The sequence below is a fragment of the Pseudomonas sp. VMV1 genome, assembly GCF_056790235.1.
Genome location: NZ_JBXGSE010000002.1, coordinates 739,456 through 754,840 on the forward strand (window position 1 = coordinate 739,456; position 15,385 = coordinate 754,840).

At 65.6% G+C, this 15,385-nt stretch carries 18 protein-coding genes; 6 read left to right on the forward strand and 12 right to left on the reverse strand.

Annotated features, from left to right (window positions below; genetic code table 11):
• Window positions 1-29: 29 nt before the first annotated feature.
• Together queD and ACUCV0_RS08955 are read right to left on the reverse strand one after the other, a co-directional pair.
• On the reverse strand, window positions 30-386 hold the full coding sequence (gene queD, locus ACUCV0_RS08950) for a 6-carboxytetrahydropterin synthase QueD (RefSeq protein WP_082696356.1): 357 nt from the start codon (window positions 384-386) through the stop codon (window positions 30-32).
• A 105-nt stretch (window positions 387-491) separates the two neighbouring features.
• Window positions 492-749 carry a DUF1652 domain-containing protein gene (locus tag ACUCV0_RS08955; protein ID WP_313647245.1) on the reverse strand — a complete coding sequence of 86 codons (258 nt, stop codon included), beginning with the start codon at window positions 747-749 and terminating at the stop codon, window positions 492-494.
• Between the two features lie 114 nt (window positions 750-863).
• Here ACUCV0_RS08955 and ACUCV0_RS08960 point away from each other — a divergent pair, with 114 nt between their 5' ends.
• The gene (locus ACUCV0_RS08960) at window positions 864-1,481 is read left to right on the forward strand and encodes a hypothetical protein (protein ID WP_271655245.1); all 618 of its coding nucleotides are present in this window, start codon (window positions 864-866) and stop codon (window positions 1,479-1,481) included.
• Here ACUCV0_RS08960 and ACUCV0_RS08965 read toward each other — a convergent pair.
• The 3 genes from ACUCV0_RS08965 to ACUCV0_RS08975 all read right to left on the reverse strand — a co-directional run bounded on the left by ACUCV0_RS08965 (window position 1,436) and on the right by ACUCV0_RS08975 (window position 4,919).
• A complete protein-coding gene (locus ACUCV0_RS08965) occupies window positions 1,436-3,307 on the reverse strand; it encodes an ABC transporter ATP-binding protein (RefSeq protein ID WP_059315314.1) in 1,872 nt (623 codons plus the stop codon). The genes ACUCV0_RS08960 and ACUCV0_RS08965 overlap by 46 nt on opposite strands.
• 104 nt (window positions 3,308-3,411) lie before the next feature.
• On the reverse strand, window positions 3,412-3,963 hold the full coding sequence (locus tag ACUCV0_RS08970) for a peptidylprolyl isomerase (protein WP_059315313.1): 552 nt from the start codon (window positions 3,961-3,963) through the stop codon (window positions 3,412-3,414).
• Window positions 3,964-4,028: 65 nt separating this feature from the next.
• Entirely contained in the window at window positions 4,029-4,919 is an 891-nt protein-coding gene (locus ACUCV0_RS08975; RefSeq protein ID WP_059315312.1) for a LysR family transcriptional regulator, read from the reverse strand.
• A 171-nt stretch (window positions 4,920-5,090) separates the two neighbouring features.
• Here ACUCV0_RS08975 and ACUCV0_RS08980 point away from each other — a divergent pair, with 171 nt between their 5' ends.
• The 3 genes from ACUCV0_RS08980 to rarD all read left to right on the forward strand — a co-directional run bounded on the left by ACUCV0_RS08980 (window position 5,091) and on the right by rarD (window position 7,512).
• The gene (locus tag ACUCV0_RS08980) at window positions 5,091-5,681 is read left to right on the forward strand and encodes a DUF3060 domain-containing protein (RefSeq protein WP_059315311.1); all 591 of its coding nucleotides are present in this window, start codon (window positions 5,091-5,093) and stop codon (window positions 5,679-5,681) included.
• 74 nt (window positions 5,682-5,755) lie between these two features.
• Entirely contained in the window at window positions 5,756-6,607 is an 852-nt protein-coding gene (locus tag ACUCV0_RS08985) for an EamA family transporter (RefSeq protein WP_271655241.1), read from the forward strand.
• Window positions 6,604-7,512, forward strand: coding sequence for an EamA family transporter RarD (gene rarD, locus ACUCV0_RS08990; protein ID WP_059315309.1), 909 nt, complete (start codon window positions 6,604-6,606; stop codon window positions 7,510-7,512). The genes ACUCV0_RS08985 and rarD overlap by 4 nt, the downstream gene beginning before the upstream one ends.
• Here rarD and ACUCV0_RS08995 read toward each other — a convergent pair.
• The 4 genes from ACUCV0_RS08995 to puuE are packed head-to-tail and all read right to left on the reverse strand — an operon-like array spanning window position 7,509 to window position 10,455.
• A complete protein-coding gene (locus ACUCV0_RS08995) occupies window positions 7,509-8,009 on the reverse strand; it encodes an ureidoglycolate lyase (protein ID WP_482212515.1) in 501 nt (166 codons plus the stop codon). The two genes, rarD and ACUCV0_RS08995, sit on opposite strands and share 4 nt — an antisense overlap.
• Window positions 8,006-9,013, reverse strand: a complete 1,008-nt coding sequence (gene alc / locus ACUCV0_RS09000) for an allantoicase (protein ID WP_059315307.1) — start codon at window positions 9,011-9,013, stop codon at window positions 8,006-8,008. Before alc ends, ACUCV0_RS08995 begins: the two co-directional genes overlap by 4 nt.
• Before the next feature lie 24 nt (window positions 9,014-9,037).
• Window positions 9,038-9,550 carry a 2-oxo-4-hydroxy-4-carboxy-5-ureidoimidazoline decarboxylase gene (gene uraD / locus ACUCV0_RS09005; protein WP_313647246.1) on the reverse strand — a complete coding sequence of 171 codons (513 nt, stop codon included), beginning with the start codon at window positions 9,548-9,550 and terminating at the stop codon, window positions 9,038-9,040.
• On the reverse strand, window positions 9,547-10,455 hold the full coding sequence (gene puuE / locus ACUCV0_RS09010; protein WP_313647247.1) for an allantoinase PuuE: 909 nt from the start codon (window positions 10,453-10,455) through the stop codon (window positions 9,547-9,549). The genes uraD and puuE overlap by 4 nt, the downstream gene beginning before the upstream one ends.
• 219 nt (window positions 10,456-10,674) lie before the next feature.
• Between puuE and uraH the strand changes: the two genes are divergently transcribed.
• Window positions 10,675-11,046 (forward strand): hydroxyisourate hydrolase, encoded by a 372-nt coding sequence (gene uraH / locus ACUCV0_RS09015; protein ID WP_313647248.1) that lies wholly within the window; start codon window positions 10,675-10,677, stop codon window positions 11,044-11,046.
• 60 nt (window positions 11,047-11,106) lie between these two features.
• Here the strand turns inward: uraH and ACUCV0_RS09020 are convergent, their stop codons facing one another.
• Together ACUCV0_RS09020 and ACUCV0_RS09025 are read right to left on the reverse strand one after the other, a co-directional pair.
• Window positions 11,107-12,135 (reverse strand): SGNH/GDSL hydrolase family protein, encoded by a 1,029-nt coding sequence (locus ACUCV0_RS09020; RefSeq protein WP_313647249.1) that lies wholly within the window; start codon window positions 12,133-12,135, stop codon window positions 11,107-11,109.
• 265 nt (window positions 12,136-12,400) lie between these two features.
• Window positions 12,401-12,724, reverse strand: a complete 324-nt coding sequence (locus tag ACUCV0_RS09025; RefSeq protein WP_313647250.1) for a metalloregulator ArsR/SmtB family transcription factor — start codon at window positions 12,722-12,724, stop codon at window positions 12,401-12,403.
• A gap of 92 nt (window positions 12,725-12,816) precedes the next feature.
• Between ACUCV0_RS09025 and ACUCV0_RS09030 the strand changes: the two genes are divergently transcribed.
• The gene (locus ACUCV0_RS09030; RefSeq protein ID WP_482212516.1) at window positions 12,817-13,914 is read left to right on the forward strand and encodes an NADH:flavin oxidoreductase/NADH oxidase; all 1,098 of its coding nucleotides are present in this window, start codon (window positions 12,817-12,819) and stop codon (window positions 13,912-13,914) included.
• Between the two features lie 153 nt (window positions 13,915-14,067).
• On the opposite strand, the gene guaD is transcribed toward ACUCV0_RS09030, so the two are convergent.
• Window positions 14,068-15,372, reverse strand: a complete 1,305-nt coding sequence (guaD, locus tag ACUCV0_RS09035) for a guanine deaminase (RefSeq protein WP_482212517.1) — start codon at window positions 15,370-15,372, stop codon at window positions 14,068-14,070.
• Window positions 15,373-15,385: the final 13 nt, after the last annotated feature.

Below are 15,385 nucleotides of genomic sequence, written 5' to 3' on the forward strand. Positions count from 1 at the left end.
CCATCGCCGCCTTGAATGGGAGAGGCGAATTAGTCGCCGCGGTAGATGCAGCCACAGGTACAGGTCTCATGGACGCGAACCTGGCTGAGCTCGGGCAGGAGCGGCTTGAGCTGTTGCCAGATCCAGCGCGCGAGGACTTCGCTGGTCGGGTTCTCAAGGCCCGGGATGTCATTCAGATAATGGTGGTCGAGACGCTCGTACAGGGGTTTGAAGGCGGCCTTTATATCGGCGAAATCCCGTACCCAGCCGGTATGAGGGTCGACGGCGCCCTCGATATGCAGGCCTACCTTGAAGGAATGCCCATGGAGACGCCCGCACTTGTGGCCCGGCGGAACGTTGGGCAGGAAGTGTGCGGCTTCGAAAACGAATTCTTTGAAAATTTCCACGATAACCACTCGCGTTGGGCCACGGTGTGTGGCGGCTGCGGGGCGGCAGTCTATCAGCTCGACACGGCCTTGCCGAACCTCGCGGTCACCGGCGGTGATCGGCTGCTAGCCCGGCATCGACCAGGGTTCGAGGGCGTGGCCGTCGCGTGCCAGTTCCAGGCGGGTCTGTTCGATCAGCGCCGCGAGGTGTCCGGCGTGGCTGTATTGACTGCGCGCGACGTGGGCGATCGAGGCCAGTACCTGGCTGCCGTCGGTCACGGTCAGGGCAAAGCTGGCGTCGCTGGGATCTTCGCGGACGTTGCCGCGCAGCGGTAAAAAGGCTTTTTCAACGATGTGGGTAGCGCGGTCAAGATCGATGGACATGGACGGGTTCCTCAGGCGGATGCCTTCAATAGAGCACAGGAGCAGGGCAGAATTCTGATTTGCCTTCGCCGGCGGGCTTAGGCAGTCTCCCGGTCTTTGTCTGGACGATTGCCCATGCGCAGTACCAATCCTCGTACCTTCTGGGCCCTGGTGGGCCTGGCCGTCGCCTTCGGTCTTGCCGGTCTGATCGGTAATCGGGTGGGCTGGGAGCGGCTGGAGATCGGCTATCGGACGGTGCCATCGCCCAGCGGCCTGGATATCGGTGTGGCCGGCCAGGTCATCACAGGCTTGCCGTCGCTGTGCATCGCCCTGGCCCTGGTCACGGTGGTCACCGCGCTGATCATTCGCGGCGGACGCCGCTTTCGCTCGCGATTGCCCTTGCCGCTGACCGCGGCCATTCTCTGGGTGCTGCTGGCCTCCCTGCTGGTGCTTTTCTATCCTAGTACTCTGGCGTTCCAGTGGGAGAATCATCGCAGCGCCGCGGAAATCGACTTCTATCTGCTGCAGGATCGTCCGGGTACTTTCAAGGGTACGGCACAGAAGAGCCAGCAGCTGACCTACTACCGTGACTGCGGGCAGGCCGGGCAGGCGGCCTGCCCGGTGTTCGAGTGCGTGGTGGAGCGGCGCAGCTGGCTGGGTGGCTTCCAGAAGATCCAGGGCTTCTATCCCGGCCTGGACCAAGAGCATCAGCTTGAGCTGCTGCGCACCCGCTGCCTGCCCGGTACGCCGTGACCGACGAAGCCACCGGTCTGATGGCGCCATAGGCGGGCATAGAGACCGTTGTAGGCGATCAGCTCGTCATGGGAACCCATCTCGACGATCTGGCCGCGTTCCATGACCACCAGGCGGTCCATACGCGAGATGGTCGACAGCCGGTGGGCGATGGCGATCACCGTCTTGCCTTCCATCAGGGTTTCCAGGCTCTCCTGGATCGCGGCCTCCACCTCGGAGTCGAGGGCGGAGGTGGCTTCGTCCAGCAGCAGGATGGGTGCGTCCTTGAGCAGGGTACGGGCGATGGCGATGCGCTGGCGCTGGCCGCCGGAGAGCTTGACCCCGCGTTCACCCACCTGGGCATCCAGCCCGGTGCGGCCATGGGCATCGGTGATGCGCGCGATGAAGTCATCGGCCTTGGCCTTGCGCAGCGCGGCGTGCAGCTCCTCATCGGTGGCCTCGGGGCGACCGTAGAGCAGATTCTCGCGGATCGAGCGATGCAGCAGCGAGGTATCCTGGGTGACCACGCCGATCTGGCATCTCAGGCTTTCCTGGGTGACGTGGGCGACGTCCTGGCCATCGACCAGGATACGACCGCCTTCCAGGTCATAGAGCCGTAGCAGGATGTTGATCAGCGTCGACTTGCCCGCCCCGGAGGGGCCGACCAGACCGATCTTCTCGCCGGGAGCCACGTCCAGGGTCAGGCCTTCGATGATGCCCGCCCCCTTGCCGTAGTGGAAGGCGATGTCCTCGAACAGCACCGCGCCACGGGTCACCTGCAGCGGCTTGGCGTCCGGGGCGTCGCCGACCTGGCGCGGCTTGGCGATGGTGCTCATGCCGTCCTGCACCATGCCGATGTTCTCGAAGATGCCGTTGACCACCCACATGATCCAGCCGGACATGCTGTTGATGCGGATCACCAGACCGGTGGCCAGGGCGATGGCGCCGACGCTGATGACGCCCTGGTGCCAGAGCCAGAGGGCCAGGCCCGTGGTGCCAGCGATGAGGAAGCCGCTGAGGATGGCGATGGTCACGCCCATGGCGGTGATCAGGCGGGCGGCGCTCTCGGCTTTCTCGGTCTGCTCTTCCATGGCCTGGCGGGCGTATTGCTCCTCCTGGGCCGAATGGGAAAAGAGCTTGAGGGTGGAGATGTTGGTGTAGCCGTCGACGATGCGCCCGGAAAGCTGCGAGCGGGATTCCGAGGCGATGGCCGAGCGCTCCTTGGTCTGGGGCACGAAATACCAGAGGGCGATGACGTAGCCGATGATCCACAGGATCAGGGGCACCATCAGCCAGACATCGGCCTGGGCGAACAGGATCAGCGAGGTGACGGCGAAGATCAGCACGTGCCAGATGGCGTCCACCGCCTGCACGGCCGAATCGCGCAGGGAGACGCCGGTCTGCATGATGCGGTTGGAGATGCGTCCGGCGAAGTCGCTGTGGAAGAAGCCCAGGCTTTGCTTGAGCACATAGCGATGGTTCTGCCAGCGGATCAGGGTGGTGAGGCTGGGGGTGATGGTCTGGTGCACCAGCAGGTCGTGCAGGCTGATGAACAGCGGGCGGATGACCAGGGTGACCACGGCCATCCAGATCAGGGTGCCGCCATGCTCCTGGAAGAACACGGTGCTGTTGGGCGCGCTGCCCGCCAGGTCGACGATCTGGCCGATGAAGTTGAAGAGGGCGACCTCGACCAGGGCGCCGATCAGGCCTACCACCAGCAGCAGGGCGAAGGCGGGCCAGGCTTGCTTGAGGAAATGCAGGTAGAAGGCACCGACCCGAGCGGGCGGCATTTCATCGGGAGCATCCCGAAACGCATCGATGATGCGTTCGAAGCGGCGAAAGATCATGCGGGGTCCTTGTAGAGGGGAGACAGCGTGTCGCGTCGCCGAAAGGGGGACCTCGCCGTTGGGACTGGATGATCGGCACAGATCATCCAGTCGGACGGTTCGGCTTACAGCCGTTTGGCAGCGAGAATCATGACCGGTTCACGAGGAATGTCGCGCAGCATGCCCTGGCGGGTGGTCTGGACCCCGGCGATCTGGTCGACGACTTCCATGCCGCGCACGACCTTGCCGAATACCGCGTAGCCGAAGTCTCGCGAGCCGTGGTCGAGGAAGGCATTGTTCTCGACGTTGATGAAGAACTGACTGGTGGCGGAGTTGACGTCCGAAGTACGTGCCATGGCCAGGGTGCCGCGCAGGTTCTTCAGGCCATTGTCGGCTTCGTTCTTGATCGGTGCCTTGGTGCGCTTTTCCTGCATGTCGCGGGTGTAACCGCCGCCCTGGATCATGAAGCCGGGGATCACGCGGTGAAACAGGGTGCCCTTGTAGAAGCCGCTGTCGACATAGGCGAGGAAGTTCTCGGTACTGACCGGTGCCTTGGCCGCATCCAGCTCGACCTCGATGTCACCCTTGTTGGTGCTGATGAGCACGTGCGGATTGTCCGCGGCCCAGGCGGTGGAGGCGACGAACAGGGCGCAGGCGGCAAGCAGGGCTTTGAACATGATGGATCCTTGAGTGGCGGAGACGACTGGCGAACGATAGCAACCCGGCTGGCCCCCCGCCACGGTCAGCGTGGCAGGGCGTGCTTGCGCAGGAGGTTCATGAGGATCTGCGAGGCCGGGCCCAGCTCGTGCTGGCGGGTCTTGTAGAGCTGGAAGGGATGGAAGCGGTGCGCGCCCTGTTCCAGCGGCAGCGGCTTGAGCAGCCCGGCGTCGAGGTCGGTCTGGATGGCATCCCGTGGCAGCCAGGCGAAGCCCAGGCCGTCACGCAGGAAGGTGGCCGCGGTGCTGATGCTGCCTACCGTCCAGCGCTGCTCGGCGGCCAGCCAGCCGGCATCGCGCGGCTGGGCGCGACCGCTGTCACGAATGACGATCTGCAGCTGCTCTTCCAGATCAGCGGTCACCAGGGTGCGCTGCAATTGATGAAGCGGATGCTCGGGATGGGCGACCGCGACGAACTCGACATTGCCCAGGGAGGCGCCCAGGTGGGCCGCGATCACCAGGCCGGTGATCGCCAGGTCCGCCGAGCCATCGAGCAGGGCTTCTTCCACCCCGGACAGGACCTCTTCGCGCAGACGCACCCGGCAGCCGCGACTCTGCGGCATGAATTCGCGCAGGCACAGCAACAGCGAGCGAGTCGGATAGGCGGCGTCCACCACCAGGCGCACCTCGGACTCCCATCCCTGTTCCATGTGGTAGGCCAGCTCTTCCAGCTGGCTGGCCTGCTGCACCAGCCGGCGCGAGCGGCGCAGCAGCACGGCGCCGGCGTCGGTCAACACGGCGCGACGGCCCTCCAGGCGCAGCAGCGGCACGCCGAGCTGCTCCTGCATGCGGGCGACGGTATAGCTGATCGACGACTGGGAGCGGTGCAGCACCTCGGCGGCCTGGGCATAGCCGCCGTGGTCCACCACCGCCTGCAGGGTCCGCCACTGATCGAGGGAAACGCGAGGAGTCTTCATCGAGCGCTCTGGAGCCACGAAAGGGCGCATGGTAGTGCCTGAGGGGGCAATGGGAAAACGCGGTGTCCATCACGGGATGAAAAAAAGCGAGACGCAGGAGCAAATGTCCTGCCGGCGTCACGCTCCAAGCTTGCCGATGAGTTTCCACTCTAGGCAAGACAAGGATTCTCCATGTCGTCATTCAAGGCGTTGCTGGGTTGCTGTCTGCTCGTCGCTCCGCTGCTGGTCCATGCCGAAGAGCCGGTATCCACGGCCAGTGCGCCCCTCGATATCGATGGCATGAACATCAGTCGCACCCTCGACTGCGAAGGCCGGGACGTGTCTCTGTCCGGCGAAGGCAATACCCTGACGTTGAAAGGCCAGTGCGGCACGGTGACCGTCTACGGCAGTCATCATCGGCTGGTGCTCGACAGCGCCCAGGCCCTGGCCATCCATGGGCTGGGCAGCGTCACCACGGTCAAGGGCGCGGTGGCCAGCCTGAGCATTGGCGGTGGCTACCAGCAGGTGCAGGCCAATGTGCGCGGCAGTGACGGCCTGGCCAAGGTCGATGCCTATGGCTACGGCGCCAAGGCGCGCCTGACCCTGCTCAGCCAGGCCGACATCGCCGTGGGTGGTTCCAACCAGCAGGTGTACTGGTCCCGGGCCGCGGGCGTGGGTGAGCCAAAGACCCTGGTCTCCGGTGCCGACAATGTGCTGCAAGCCAACCAGTCGGTCGCAGGCCTTTCCGGCGGCGATCCCTCGGGCCTGAACGCCACGCGTTGAGCGGCTGCCAGCGAGGGGTTTCCCTCCGGCGGCGGGCACGTTAAGGTCGCGCACCTTTTTCGTGCGTCGTCGCCATGCCTTATCTCCTGCTCGTCACCCTCATCTGGGCGTTTTCCTTCAGCCTGATCGGCGAGTATCTCGCCGGTCGGGTCGACAGCGACTTCGCCGTGCTGGCCCGTGTTGCCATCGCCTTCGTGCTGTTCCTGCCCTTCACCCGCTGGCGCGGGGTCCCTGGACGCTTCGCCCTGGGGCTGATGGCTGCTGGTGCCCTGCAGTTCGGCATTACCTATCTGTGCCTGTATCGCAGCTTCGCCGTCCTGACGGTCCCGGAGGTCTTGCTGTTCACGGTGCTCACGCCCATCTATGTGACCCTGCTGGACGATGCCTGGCAGCGCCGCTTGCGCCCCTGGTCGCTGCTGGCCGCCGTGGTGGCGGTCGGGGGCGCTGCCCTGATTCGCTTCCAGCCACTGGCCGGCGACTATCTGCTGGGCTTCCTGCTGTTGCAGGTGGCCAACCTGACCTTCGCCGCCGGCCAGGTGCTGTGCAAGCACCTGGGGCACGCCTATGCCGGGCAGGGCGCCTTGCATCGCTACTTCGGCCTGTTCTTTCTCGGTGCCTTGCTGGTCGCGGCGCTGTCCTTTCTGCTGTTCGGCAATCCGGCGCGCCTGCCCAGCACCGGTCTGCAATGGGGCGTGCTGGTCTGGATGGGCGTGTTCGCCACGGCACTTGGCCTCTACTGGTGGACGCTGGGCTCGCTCCGCGTCAATGGCGGCACCCTGGCGATCATGAACGAGGCGCATGTGCCGGCCGGTCTGCTGGTCAGCCTGCTGATCTGGCAGCATCCGGCCGATCTGCCTAGGCTGTTGCTGGGCGGCGGCATCATCCTGCTCTCGCTGTTCATCAACCGTCAGGGGCGTCAGTCATGAATGTGCTGTCGGGCAAGGGGCTGGGCCTCTCGGTGCTGTCTTCGGTGCTGTTCGCACTGATGCCGGTGTACTTCGTCTGGCTGGCGCCGCTGGACGGCCTGCAGGTGGTGGCCCTGCGGGTGGTCTGGTCGCTGCCGATGGTGCTCCTGCTGGTGGTGGTCCTGCGTGAGGGCAAGGCCTTGCTGGCTACGCTCAAGCGGCTGGTGCGCGAGCCCCGGCTGTGCCTGGCCATCCCGGCGGCGGCGCTGTTGATGGGCATCCAGTGGTGGGTGTTCGTCTGGGCGACCATGAACGGCGAAGCCATGGCCATGTCGCTGGGCTATTTCCTGCTGCCCCTGGCCATCGTACTGACCGGGCGGCTGGTCTACGGCGAGCGCCTGAGACCGCTGCAGCGCCTGGCGGTGGGTTGTGCGCTGCTGGGGGTGATCAACGAGGTCTGGGTGACCGGGGCGCTGTCCTGGGTCAGCCTGTTGCCGGTGGTGGGCTATCCGCCGTATTTCGTCCTGCGCCGCTGGATGGCGGTGGATGCGCTGTCCGGCTTCGTGCTGGAGATGTGCTGCCTGCTGCCCTTCGCGCTGCTCGCGCTGCACTGGTTTTCGCCCAGCCTGATCCTGCAGCAGACACCCTGGCTGTGGGCACTGCTGCCGGGGCTGGGCCTGCTCAGCGCCATCGCCTTCGCCGCCATGCTGGCCTCCAGCCGCATGCTGCCACTGAGTCTGTTCGGTATCCTCAGTTACGTGGAGCCGGCGCTGCTGGTCTTCGTCGCCCTCTATGTGCTCGGTGAGCAGTTGCCGGAGGGCGCCATCTGGACCTATGGTCCCATCTGGCTGGCGGTGGCCTGGGTCTGCCTGGACAGTGCGCGCCTGCTGCGCAAGCAACTCAGGCGCGCACCGGCTGCGCCCTAGAGCGCCAGGGTCGGGCATTCACCTGCGGCGAAGAAGAACTCGTCGCAGTCGGGCAGGGTACCGGCGCGATCGACGATAAGGAATTCGTCCTCGTCGCGCAGGGCCAGCACCGGGTGGTGCCAGACCCCGGCGTGGTAGTTGATGCCCTGGCGGCCATCGGTGCGAAAGACGCGGATGGCGCCGGCATCCGGGGCTGCCGCCGGCGGCGCCACCACCACCAGAAAGGGTTCGCCGCGTAGCGGGACGAAGGCCTGGCTGCCGTGGGGATGGCGTTCGAGCATGGCGATGGTCAGCGGATAGTCCAGGCGCCGGGCGCGAAAGATGCTGATGATCGCCGCACCGTCCGCTGGTCCTGTCTCGACCCGCGCCAGGGCGTGGTATCTCTGGGTCGAGCCATTGTTGATGGGAAACCAGTCCCGGCCTGCCGTCTCGATGACCTCGCCGAAGGGCGCGAAGCCCTCGGCGGTCAAGGGCTCGATGCGCAGTTGCCGGTTCATGCCTGGCCCCGCGCCACCTTGCCGAACAGCCGCAGTCGGCTGACGCCGCCATCCGGGAAGATGTTCAACCGCACGTGGGTGATGGGGCCAAGGTCACGGATCTGCTCACGGAAGCTGTGCTCCTGGTGCATCTGCAGCTTCTGCGGTGGCAGCAGTTCCTTCCAGTAGAGGCTCTGGGTTTCGATCTGGCCATCGGTGCCGCCGCGTACGTAGGCGCCCTGGATCTGGCAGCTGTCCGGGTAGTTGCCCTTGAAGTGCAGGGTATCCACCAGGATCTCTTCGACGATGCCGGCATGGCCCAGGGCGATGATCACCCAGTCGTTGCCGGGGGTGCGGCGGCGGGCGGTTTCCCAGCCATCGGCCATGCTGTCGGCGCGGCCCGGATTCAGGATGTTGCTCATGCGGCCATAGTGTTCGTCGTTGCAGGCCAGGGCGCGACCGCCATTGAGGGCGGCGGCCAGGTCCAGCACCTCGTCTTCGGCCTGGGCCGACCAGTCGCGATGGGGAATGCCGTAGACCCGCAGGCGGGCGACGCCACCGTCTGGATAGATGTTCAGCCGCAGGTGGGTCCAAGGGCGGTCGTCACCGATGACGTGATAGTGATGGCTGTTGCCCTGCAGTTCCACGGCCGGCAGCACCTCGGTCCAGGCGGCGTCGGCGGCCGGGTCGCCCTCGGCACAGAAGCAGGCTTCCAGGGAGGCGGAGGGCGGATAGTTGCCGGTGAACCAGCGGGTATCGATGTCGACGCCCTTGATCGAACCGGGCACGCCCAACCGGATCACCGCGTGGTCGTAGCCTTCGAAACGCTTGCGCCGTGATTCCCAGCCATCCATCCACTTGCCGTTGTCGTCGTAGACGCCTTCCTTCCACTCCGGCTCGTGGGGCTGGAGCATGCGATCGGCGGCAGCGAACCAGTCATCGGTGACGCTGATGACCTGGGTGCCGAGGCGAGCATCGGCGAGGTTGAGGTACTTCTCGAAGGGCGCGGCGTAGGTGCGTTTCATGGGCGGACTCTTATGCGGAAGGGGTCAGAGGGTCTGCAAGCGGAAGAGGGCGATGCGGTCGATCTCGGCCAGGGCGCGCTGGAATTCCTGCTCCGGGGTGTTGGGCAGGCGTTCTTCGAAGGCCGCCAGGATCAGGTGCCGGTTGCTGCCCTTCACCGCCATGATGAAGGGGAAGCTGAACTTGGCGCGGTAGGCCTCGTTGTAGCGGGTGAAGCGCGTCAGCTCGTCGGGGCTGCACTGGTCCAGGCCAGCGCCGGCCTGTTCGCCACTGCTGGCCGCGGTCAGCTCCCCGGCCAGGGCGGCACGACCGGCGAGGTCAGGGTGTGCCTGGATCAGCGCCAGTTGCTCGGCCTGGCTGGCCTGGGCGACCTGCGCGGCGAGGTGCTGGTGCAGGGCTTCGATGGTGTCCGGCAGCGGCATGCCCTCATCGAAGACACGCTCGGCGACCCAGGCGGAGTGCTCGTAGACGCCGCCGAAGGCCGCCACGAAGGCAGCACGATCCAACTGGCTGGGCGTGACGGTCTGGAAGGCGCTCATGCCGGCGGATGCTCCCTGTGCCAGTGACGGGCGATGTCCACGCGGCGGGCGAACCAGACCCGCTCGTGGCTCTGGGCGTACTCCAGGAAGCGCTTCAGGCCCACCAGGCGGCCGGGGCGGCCGATCAGCCGGCAGTGCAGGCCGATGGAAAGCATCTTGGGCGCGGTGGCGCCTTCTTCATAAAGGGTGTCGAAGGCGTCCTTGAGGTACTGGAAGAATTGCTCGGCGGTGTGGAAGCCCTGGACCTGGGTGAATCTCATGTCGTTGGTGTCCAGGGTGTAGGGGATCACCAGGTGTGGCTTGCCGGCCGGGGCCGTGGGTTCCCAGTAGGGCAGGTCGTCGTCGTAGGTGTCGCTGTCATAGAGAAAGCCGCCTTCCTCCATCACCAGGCGTCGGGTGTTGGGCCCGGTGCGCCCGGTGTACCAGCCCAGCGGACGCTCGCCGGTGAGTTCGGTAAGGATCTCGATGGCGCGCTGCAGATGGGCGCGCTCCTCGGCTTCGTCCATGTACTGGTAGTCGATCCAGCGGTAGCCGTGGCTGCAGATCTCGTGGCCGGCCTGCACCATGGCGCGGATGACCTCGGGATGGCGCTCGGCGGCCATGGCCACGGCAAAGACGGTCAGGGGTACCTGATGCTTGGCGAACAGCTCCAGGATGCGCCAGACGCCCGCGCGACTGCCGTATTCGTAGAGAGACTCCATCGACATGTTGCGCACCCCTGGCAGGGGCTGGGCGGCGACCATCTCGGACAGGAAGGCTTCGGATTCCTTATCGCCGTGCAGGATGTTGCGTTCGCCGCCTTCTTCGTAGTTCAGCACGAAGGACAGGGCGATGCGGGCATCACCTGGCCAGCGGGGGTGGGGCGGCTGAGCGCCATAGCCGATCAGATCACGGGGATAGGTCATGGAAGGGGCATCCTGGCAGTCGAGATGTTTTGTATACAATGTTTGGAGGCCTTTGCCGAGTCCCAGCAAGAATCCTGCCTAACTGGTCTGACCGGTCTGAAGACTCCGGACGCCCTGGAAAGGCGCGATACCGCTGGCAAAGCTCTGGTGCCAGCGCTGTATACAATCGATGGGCGGAAAACTGCTAGGCTGGAACATCCCCCTTGCAGGAGTCCACCGATGCCCGCTTCGTCCGCTACTGGATACCTGACGACCCATGTCCTGGACACTACCGGCGGCTGTCCTGGCGCCGGTATCGCCCTACGCCTGTACCGGTTGCAGGCCGGTGTGCGGGAGGCCCTGGGCGAGCTGTGCACCAATGCCGATGGCCGTGGCGACGGGCCGCTATTGCAGGGGGCGGCCTTCACGGCCGGATGCTATGAGCTGGAATTCGACGTGGGCGACTACTATCGGCAACGGGGCGTGCTGCTCGATGAGCCCGCCTTCCTTGATACGGTGGTACTGCGTTTTGGCATCGCCGATGCGGCCTCGCACTACCATGTGCCTCTGCTGGTCTCGCCCTACGGTTACTCGACCTATCGCGGCAGCTAGTTTTCCCTGCTCTGCCACGGTGCGCCTCGGCGAGCGCCGGCACCAGGACAGGGCGCTGCGCTAGTGGACGGTCGGTGCGTTCGGAAGGTGGGCGTTTGCCAGCAGTGGCTTGTCCGGCACGGCGCTGTCGGGCCAGGTCTGGGCGATGCGTTCCAGTACCACCTGGGCCAGCATGCTATGGGTGCGGCTGGCGAAATGACCGCGAGCGCCAAAGATATAGGCCTGGTCGGCGCCGGGCTCGACGTAGCTGTCCGGGTCGCAGAATTCCCGGCCGGGCAGGCAGGCGTCGCCTTCGGCATGGGTGAAGCCATAGTTGCCGTAGTGGGCGAAGACTTCTTCCATCACCCGATAGGCGTCCACCAGCAGTAGCCGGTCACCGGCTGGCAGATTGGCCTGCAGGGTCTCGTTGTAGAGTCGCACCAGCTCGTGATTGCGCTCGGCCAGGGCGGGCGTCCAGGGTTCGAGATAGGGCGCCTTGCCATAGTCGGTGTTGTTGAGTACCACCAGGCGTTGGGCACCCAGGCCCAGCAGATAGCGCAGCAGCTTGACCTCGTTCAGCGCGGTATGGCGGATCCGGCCCTCGATCTGCTCGCGCACGTCCTGGGGTAAGGGGGCATCGGCCATCAGCGCGGCCTTGAGTCTCTTGTCATAGAAGGGGCCGATGATGTCGTTGCCGCCGATCTGCACCAGGACCAGATCCTGCTGGCCGAAGCGGCCGTGTTGCAGCTCGAAGTTGCGGATCTGCTGGGAGAAGGCCAGTGGCGCCTCATTATGGTCGAAGCCTGGTTCGGTGAAGCTGCCGGTCACGGCGCCGCCTTCGGCGTAACAGAGCCCATCGGGATAGGTCGGGCCTTCATGGCCATAACCTTCCACCTGGCGATTGGGGCTCAGGTCGATACCATAGGCATCGGCGATTTCCTGGGGATAGGTGCGGCCAGGGTTGGTGGCATAGATGTGGCCGAAGGTGCCGCAGTCCATGAGGCTGTCGCCAAAGGCGATGACGCGCTGGATGCCCCAGGCTTCGGCCACAGGCTCAGGGCTGGGTACGAGTGCGAACAGTGCGGCGACCCCTGCGAGCGCGGTCGCCAATCCCCAATGCCTGCCCATCACCCACCTCCCGACAGCATCCAGCGGCTGTGCTGCCAACGTCTTGTGCAACCTTCATACCCGGAAGAGCCGGGAAGGGGGGGGCGAGTTCCCTGGCGTCGGGCGGGGCGAGTCAGCAGCCGATGACCAGCATCAGGGGACACGGTGGCTGAGCGAGCGACCGCGCAATCTGCGCGGGTCAACCTGGAGGGTGCGCATGATTCGCCCGTGATAGGCGAAGAGACTCAAGGCAAGGGATAGCGCCGTTTCAGTCGGCCTTGCCGACCGGATCGGAAGACTGCGCCAGGATGGCTGCCATCAGGCCAGGAAAGCGCTGATCCAGGTCGTCACGGCGTAGCTGGTTCATGTGCGTGGTGCCGGCATTGCGGGTATGCACCAACCCGGCGTCGCGCAGGACGCGGAAGTGGTGCGACATGCTGGACTTGGGGCGGCCACCGTCCAGTTCGCCGCAGGTGGCTTCGGCTACCCGCGCGAGATAGCGGACGATATCCAGGCGCACTGGATCGCTGAGCGCATGGAACAGGCGCTCAAGGGAGAATTCGTCAGGACTGGGATGTTTGAAAGGGCGCATGAGCTAATCATACACCGGGGGTTGGCGATTATGTTATGTTCGATTAATATCGAAATAACGAACCAGCTGCTACCTCATGGGAGACCGCTCAGATGTCCGCATTGTTCCAACCCTTTACCCTCAAGGACGTGACGCTGCGTAATCGCATCGCCATCCCGCCCATGTGCCAATACAGCGCCGTCGACGGCGTGATCAACGACTGGCACCAAGTGCACTATGCCGGCCTGGCGCGCGGCGGTGCCGGCGTGGTCATCGTCGAGGCCACCGCTGTATCGCCGGAAGGCCGCATCACCCCCGGCTGCGCCGGTATCTGGTCCGACGCCCATGCCCAGGCTTTCGTGCCGATGGTGCAGGCGATCAAGGCCGCCGGTTCGGTGCCCGGTATCCAGATTGCCCATGCCGGTCGCAAGGCCAGCGCCAATCGCCCCTGGGAAGGTGACGATCACATCGCCGCCGACGATGCCCGTGGCTGGGACACCATCGCCCCGTCGGCCGTGGCCTTTGGCGCCAACCTGCCTAAGGTACCCAAGGCCATGACCCTCGAGGACATCGCCCGGGTTCGCCAGGACTTCGTCGACGCCGCCAAGCGTGCCTATGAAGCCGGCTTCGAGTGGCTGGAGCTGCACTTCGCCCACGGCTACCTGGCGCAGAGCTTCTTCTCGGTGCACTCCAACCAGCGCGACGACCAGTACGGTGGCGATCTGGCCGGCCGTAGCCGCTTCCTGCTGGAAACCCTGGCCGAGGTGCGCAAGGTCTGGCCGGAGCATTTGCCGTTGACCGCTCGTTTCGGCGTGATCGAATACGACGGCCGCGATGAAGAAACCCTGGCTGAATCCATCGAGCTGGCCCAGGGCTTCAAGCGCGAAGGTCTCGACCTGCTGAGCGTCAGCATCGGTTTCTCCACCCCAACCGCCAACATCCCCTGGGGCTCGGGTCTGCTGGCGCCCATCACCGAGCAGGTACGCAAAGCCACCGGCCTGAAGGTCGCCTCGGCCTGGAACATCGACACCCCGGTGCTGGCCAACCAGGTAGTGGCCGACGGGCAGCTGGACCTGGTCATGGTGGGCCGCGCCCACCTGGCCGATCCGCACTGGCCCTACTATGCGGCCAAGGCCCTGGGCGTCGACAAGCCGTCCTGGGTGTTGCCGGCGCCCTACGCCCACTGGCTGGAGCGTTATCGCACCAGCTGAGTCGGCTCAGGCTGAACGCGAAAGCCGCCCCTCGGGGCGGCTTTTTTGTGCGTCTCGGATGAGGGCAGTTTGTTGGGCTTCGCTGTGCTCAGCCCAACCTACGTTGATGGGTAGGCTGGGCTGAGGCAGCGCGCTTGCCGAAGCCCATCAAAGTCAGGCGTCGCGACTGTGTACCCGGCGACCCGCGGCATGGGTTTCCCGTACCACGCGGTCGTCGCCAAGGGTGGTGAGGACGAACAGGGTTTCCTCCAGGCTCTTGGACTGCTGCAGGCGGTAGTCCAGCAGTGGGGTGGCCTTGAGATCGAGCACCACGAAGTCGGCGTCGTGGCCGGGGGCCAGGCTGCCGATGCGGTCGTCCAGGCGCAGGGCGCGGGCGCCGCCGAGGGTGGCCAGGTACAGCGACTTGAAGGGGTGCAGGCGATGGCCGCGCAGCTGTTGCACCTTGTAGGCCTCGCCGAGGGTCTGCAGCAGCGAGAAGCTGGTGCCGGCGCCGACGTCGGTACCCAGGCCGACATTGACCTTGAAGGCTTCCATCCGCTCGAGATCGAACAGGCCGCTGCCGAGGAAGAGGTTGGAGGTAGGGCAGTGGGCCACGGCCGAACCGGTCTCGTGCAGGCGCTGGCATTCGGCAGCGCAGAGGTGGATGCCATGGGCGAACACCGAGCGCGGGCCGAGCAGCTGGAAGTGGTCGTAGACATCCAGGTAGTTGCTGCGCTCCGGAAACAGCGCCTTCACCCAGTCGATCTCCTTGAGGTTCTCGGAGAGATGGGTATGCAGGTAGACGTCCGGGTGCTCGGCCAACAGGCGTCCGGCTGCTTCGAGTTGTTCCGGGGTGCTGGTCGGCGCGAAGCGCGGGGTAACCGCATAGTGCAGCCGACCCTTGCCGTGCCAGCGCTCGATCAGCGCCTTGCTATCCCTGTAGGCGGACTCGGCCGTGTCCTGCAGGTAGTCCGGGGCGTTACGGTCCATCAGCACCTTGCCGGCGATCATGCGCAGATCGAGGTGCTCGGCGACCTGGAAGAAGGCGTCCACCGACTGCGGATGGACACTGCCGAACACCAGGGCGGTGGTGGTGCCATTGCGCAGCAGCTCCCCGACGAAGACCTGGGCCACCTCGGCAGCCGTGGCCGGATCGGCGAAGGCGCCCTCGGTGGGGAAGGTGTAGGTGTCCAGCCAGTCCAGCAGCTGCTCGGCGTAGCTGGCGATCATCCCGGTCTGCGGATAGTGGATATGGGTGTCGATGAAGCCGGGGGTGATGAGGGCGTGGGGGTGCTCGATCACCGGGGTACCGGCGGGCAGGGTGGGCAGCAGCTCGGCAGCCGGGCCCATGGCCTGGATACGGCCGTCTGCGACCAGCAGCAGGCCGTCGGCGTGATATTCGTAGGAGGCGTCCAGCCCGACCTCGGCCGGGTCGGCGAGGCTGTGGAGCAGGGCGGCGCGGTGGGCGATGGCAGTCATGGCGATCTCGGAT

Coding starts and splice junctions, on each gene's coding strand:
- ACUCV0_RS08955 (WP_313647245.1), bottom strand. CDS start 749: ATGTCCATCGATCTTGACCGCGCTACCCACATCGTTGAAAAAGCCTTT.
- ACUCV0_RS08960 (WP_271655245.1), top strand. CDS start 864: ATGCGCAGTACCAATCCTCGTACCTTCTGGGCCCTGGTGGGCCTGGCC.
- ACUCV0_RS08965 (WP_059315314.1), bottom strand. CDS start 3,307: ATGATCTTTCGCCGCTTCGAACGCATCATCGATGCGTTTCGGGATGCT.
- ACUCV0_RS08970 (WP_059315313.1), bottom strand. CDS start 3,963: ATGTTCAAAGCCCTGCTTGCCGCCTGCGCCCTGTTCGTCGCCTCCACC.
- ACUCV0_RS08975 (WP_059315312.1), bottom strand. CDS start 4,919: ATGAAGACTCCTCGCGTTTCCCTCGATCAGTGGCGGACCCTGCAGGCG.
- ACUCV0_RS08980 (WP_059315311.1), top strand. CDS start 5,091: ATGTCGTCATTCAAGGCGTTGCTGGGTTGCTGTCTGCTCGTCGCTCCG.
- ACUCV0_RS08985 (WP_271655241.1), top strand. CDS start 5,756: ATGCCTTATCTCCTGCTCGTCACCCTCATCTGGGCGTTTTCCTTCAGC.
- rarD (WP_059315309.1), top strand. CDS start 6,604: ATGAATGTGCTGTCGGGCAAGGGGCTGGGCCTCTCGGTGCTGTCTTCG.
- ACUCV0_RS08995 (WP_482212515.1), bottom strand. CDS start 8,009: ATGAACCGGCAACTGCGCATCGAGCCCTTGACCGCCGAGGGCTTCGCG.
- alc (WP_059315307.1), bottom strand. CDS start 9,013: ATGAAACGCACCTACGCCGCGCCCTTCGAGAAGTACCTCAACCTCGCC.
- uraD (WP_313647246.1), bottom strand. CDS start 9,550: ATGAGCGCCTTCCAGACCGTCACGCCCAGCCAGTTGGATCGTGCTGCC.
- puuE (WP_313647247.1), bottom strand. CDS start 10,455: ATGACCTATCCCCGTGATCTGATCGGCTATGGCGCTCAGCCGCCCCAC.
- uraH (WP_313647248.1), top strand. CDS start 10,675: ATGCCCGCTTCGTCCGCTACTGGATACCTGACGACCCATGTCCTGGAC.
- ACUCV0_RS09025 (WP_313647250.1), bottom strand. CDS start 12,724: ATGCGCCCTTTCAAACATCCCAGTCCTGACGAATTCTCCCTTGAGCGC.
- ACUCV0_RS09030 (WP_482212516.1), top strand. CDS start 12,817: ATGTCCGCATTGTTCCAACCCTTTACCCTCAAGGACGTGACGCTGCGT.
- guaD (WP_482212517.1), bottom strand. CDS start 15,372: ATGACTGCCATCGCCCACCGCGCCGCCCTGCTCCACAGCCTCGCCGAC.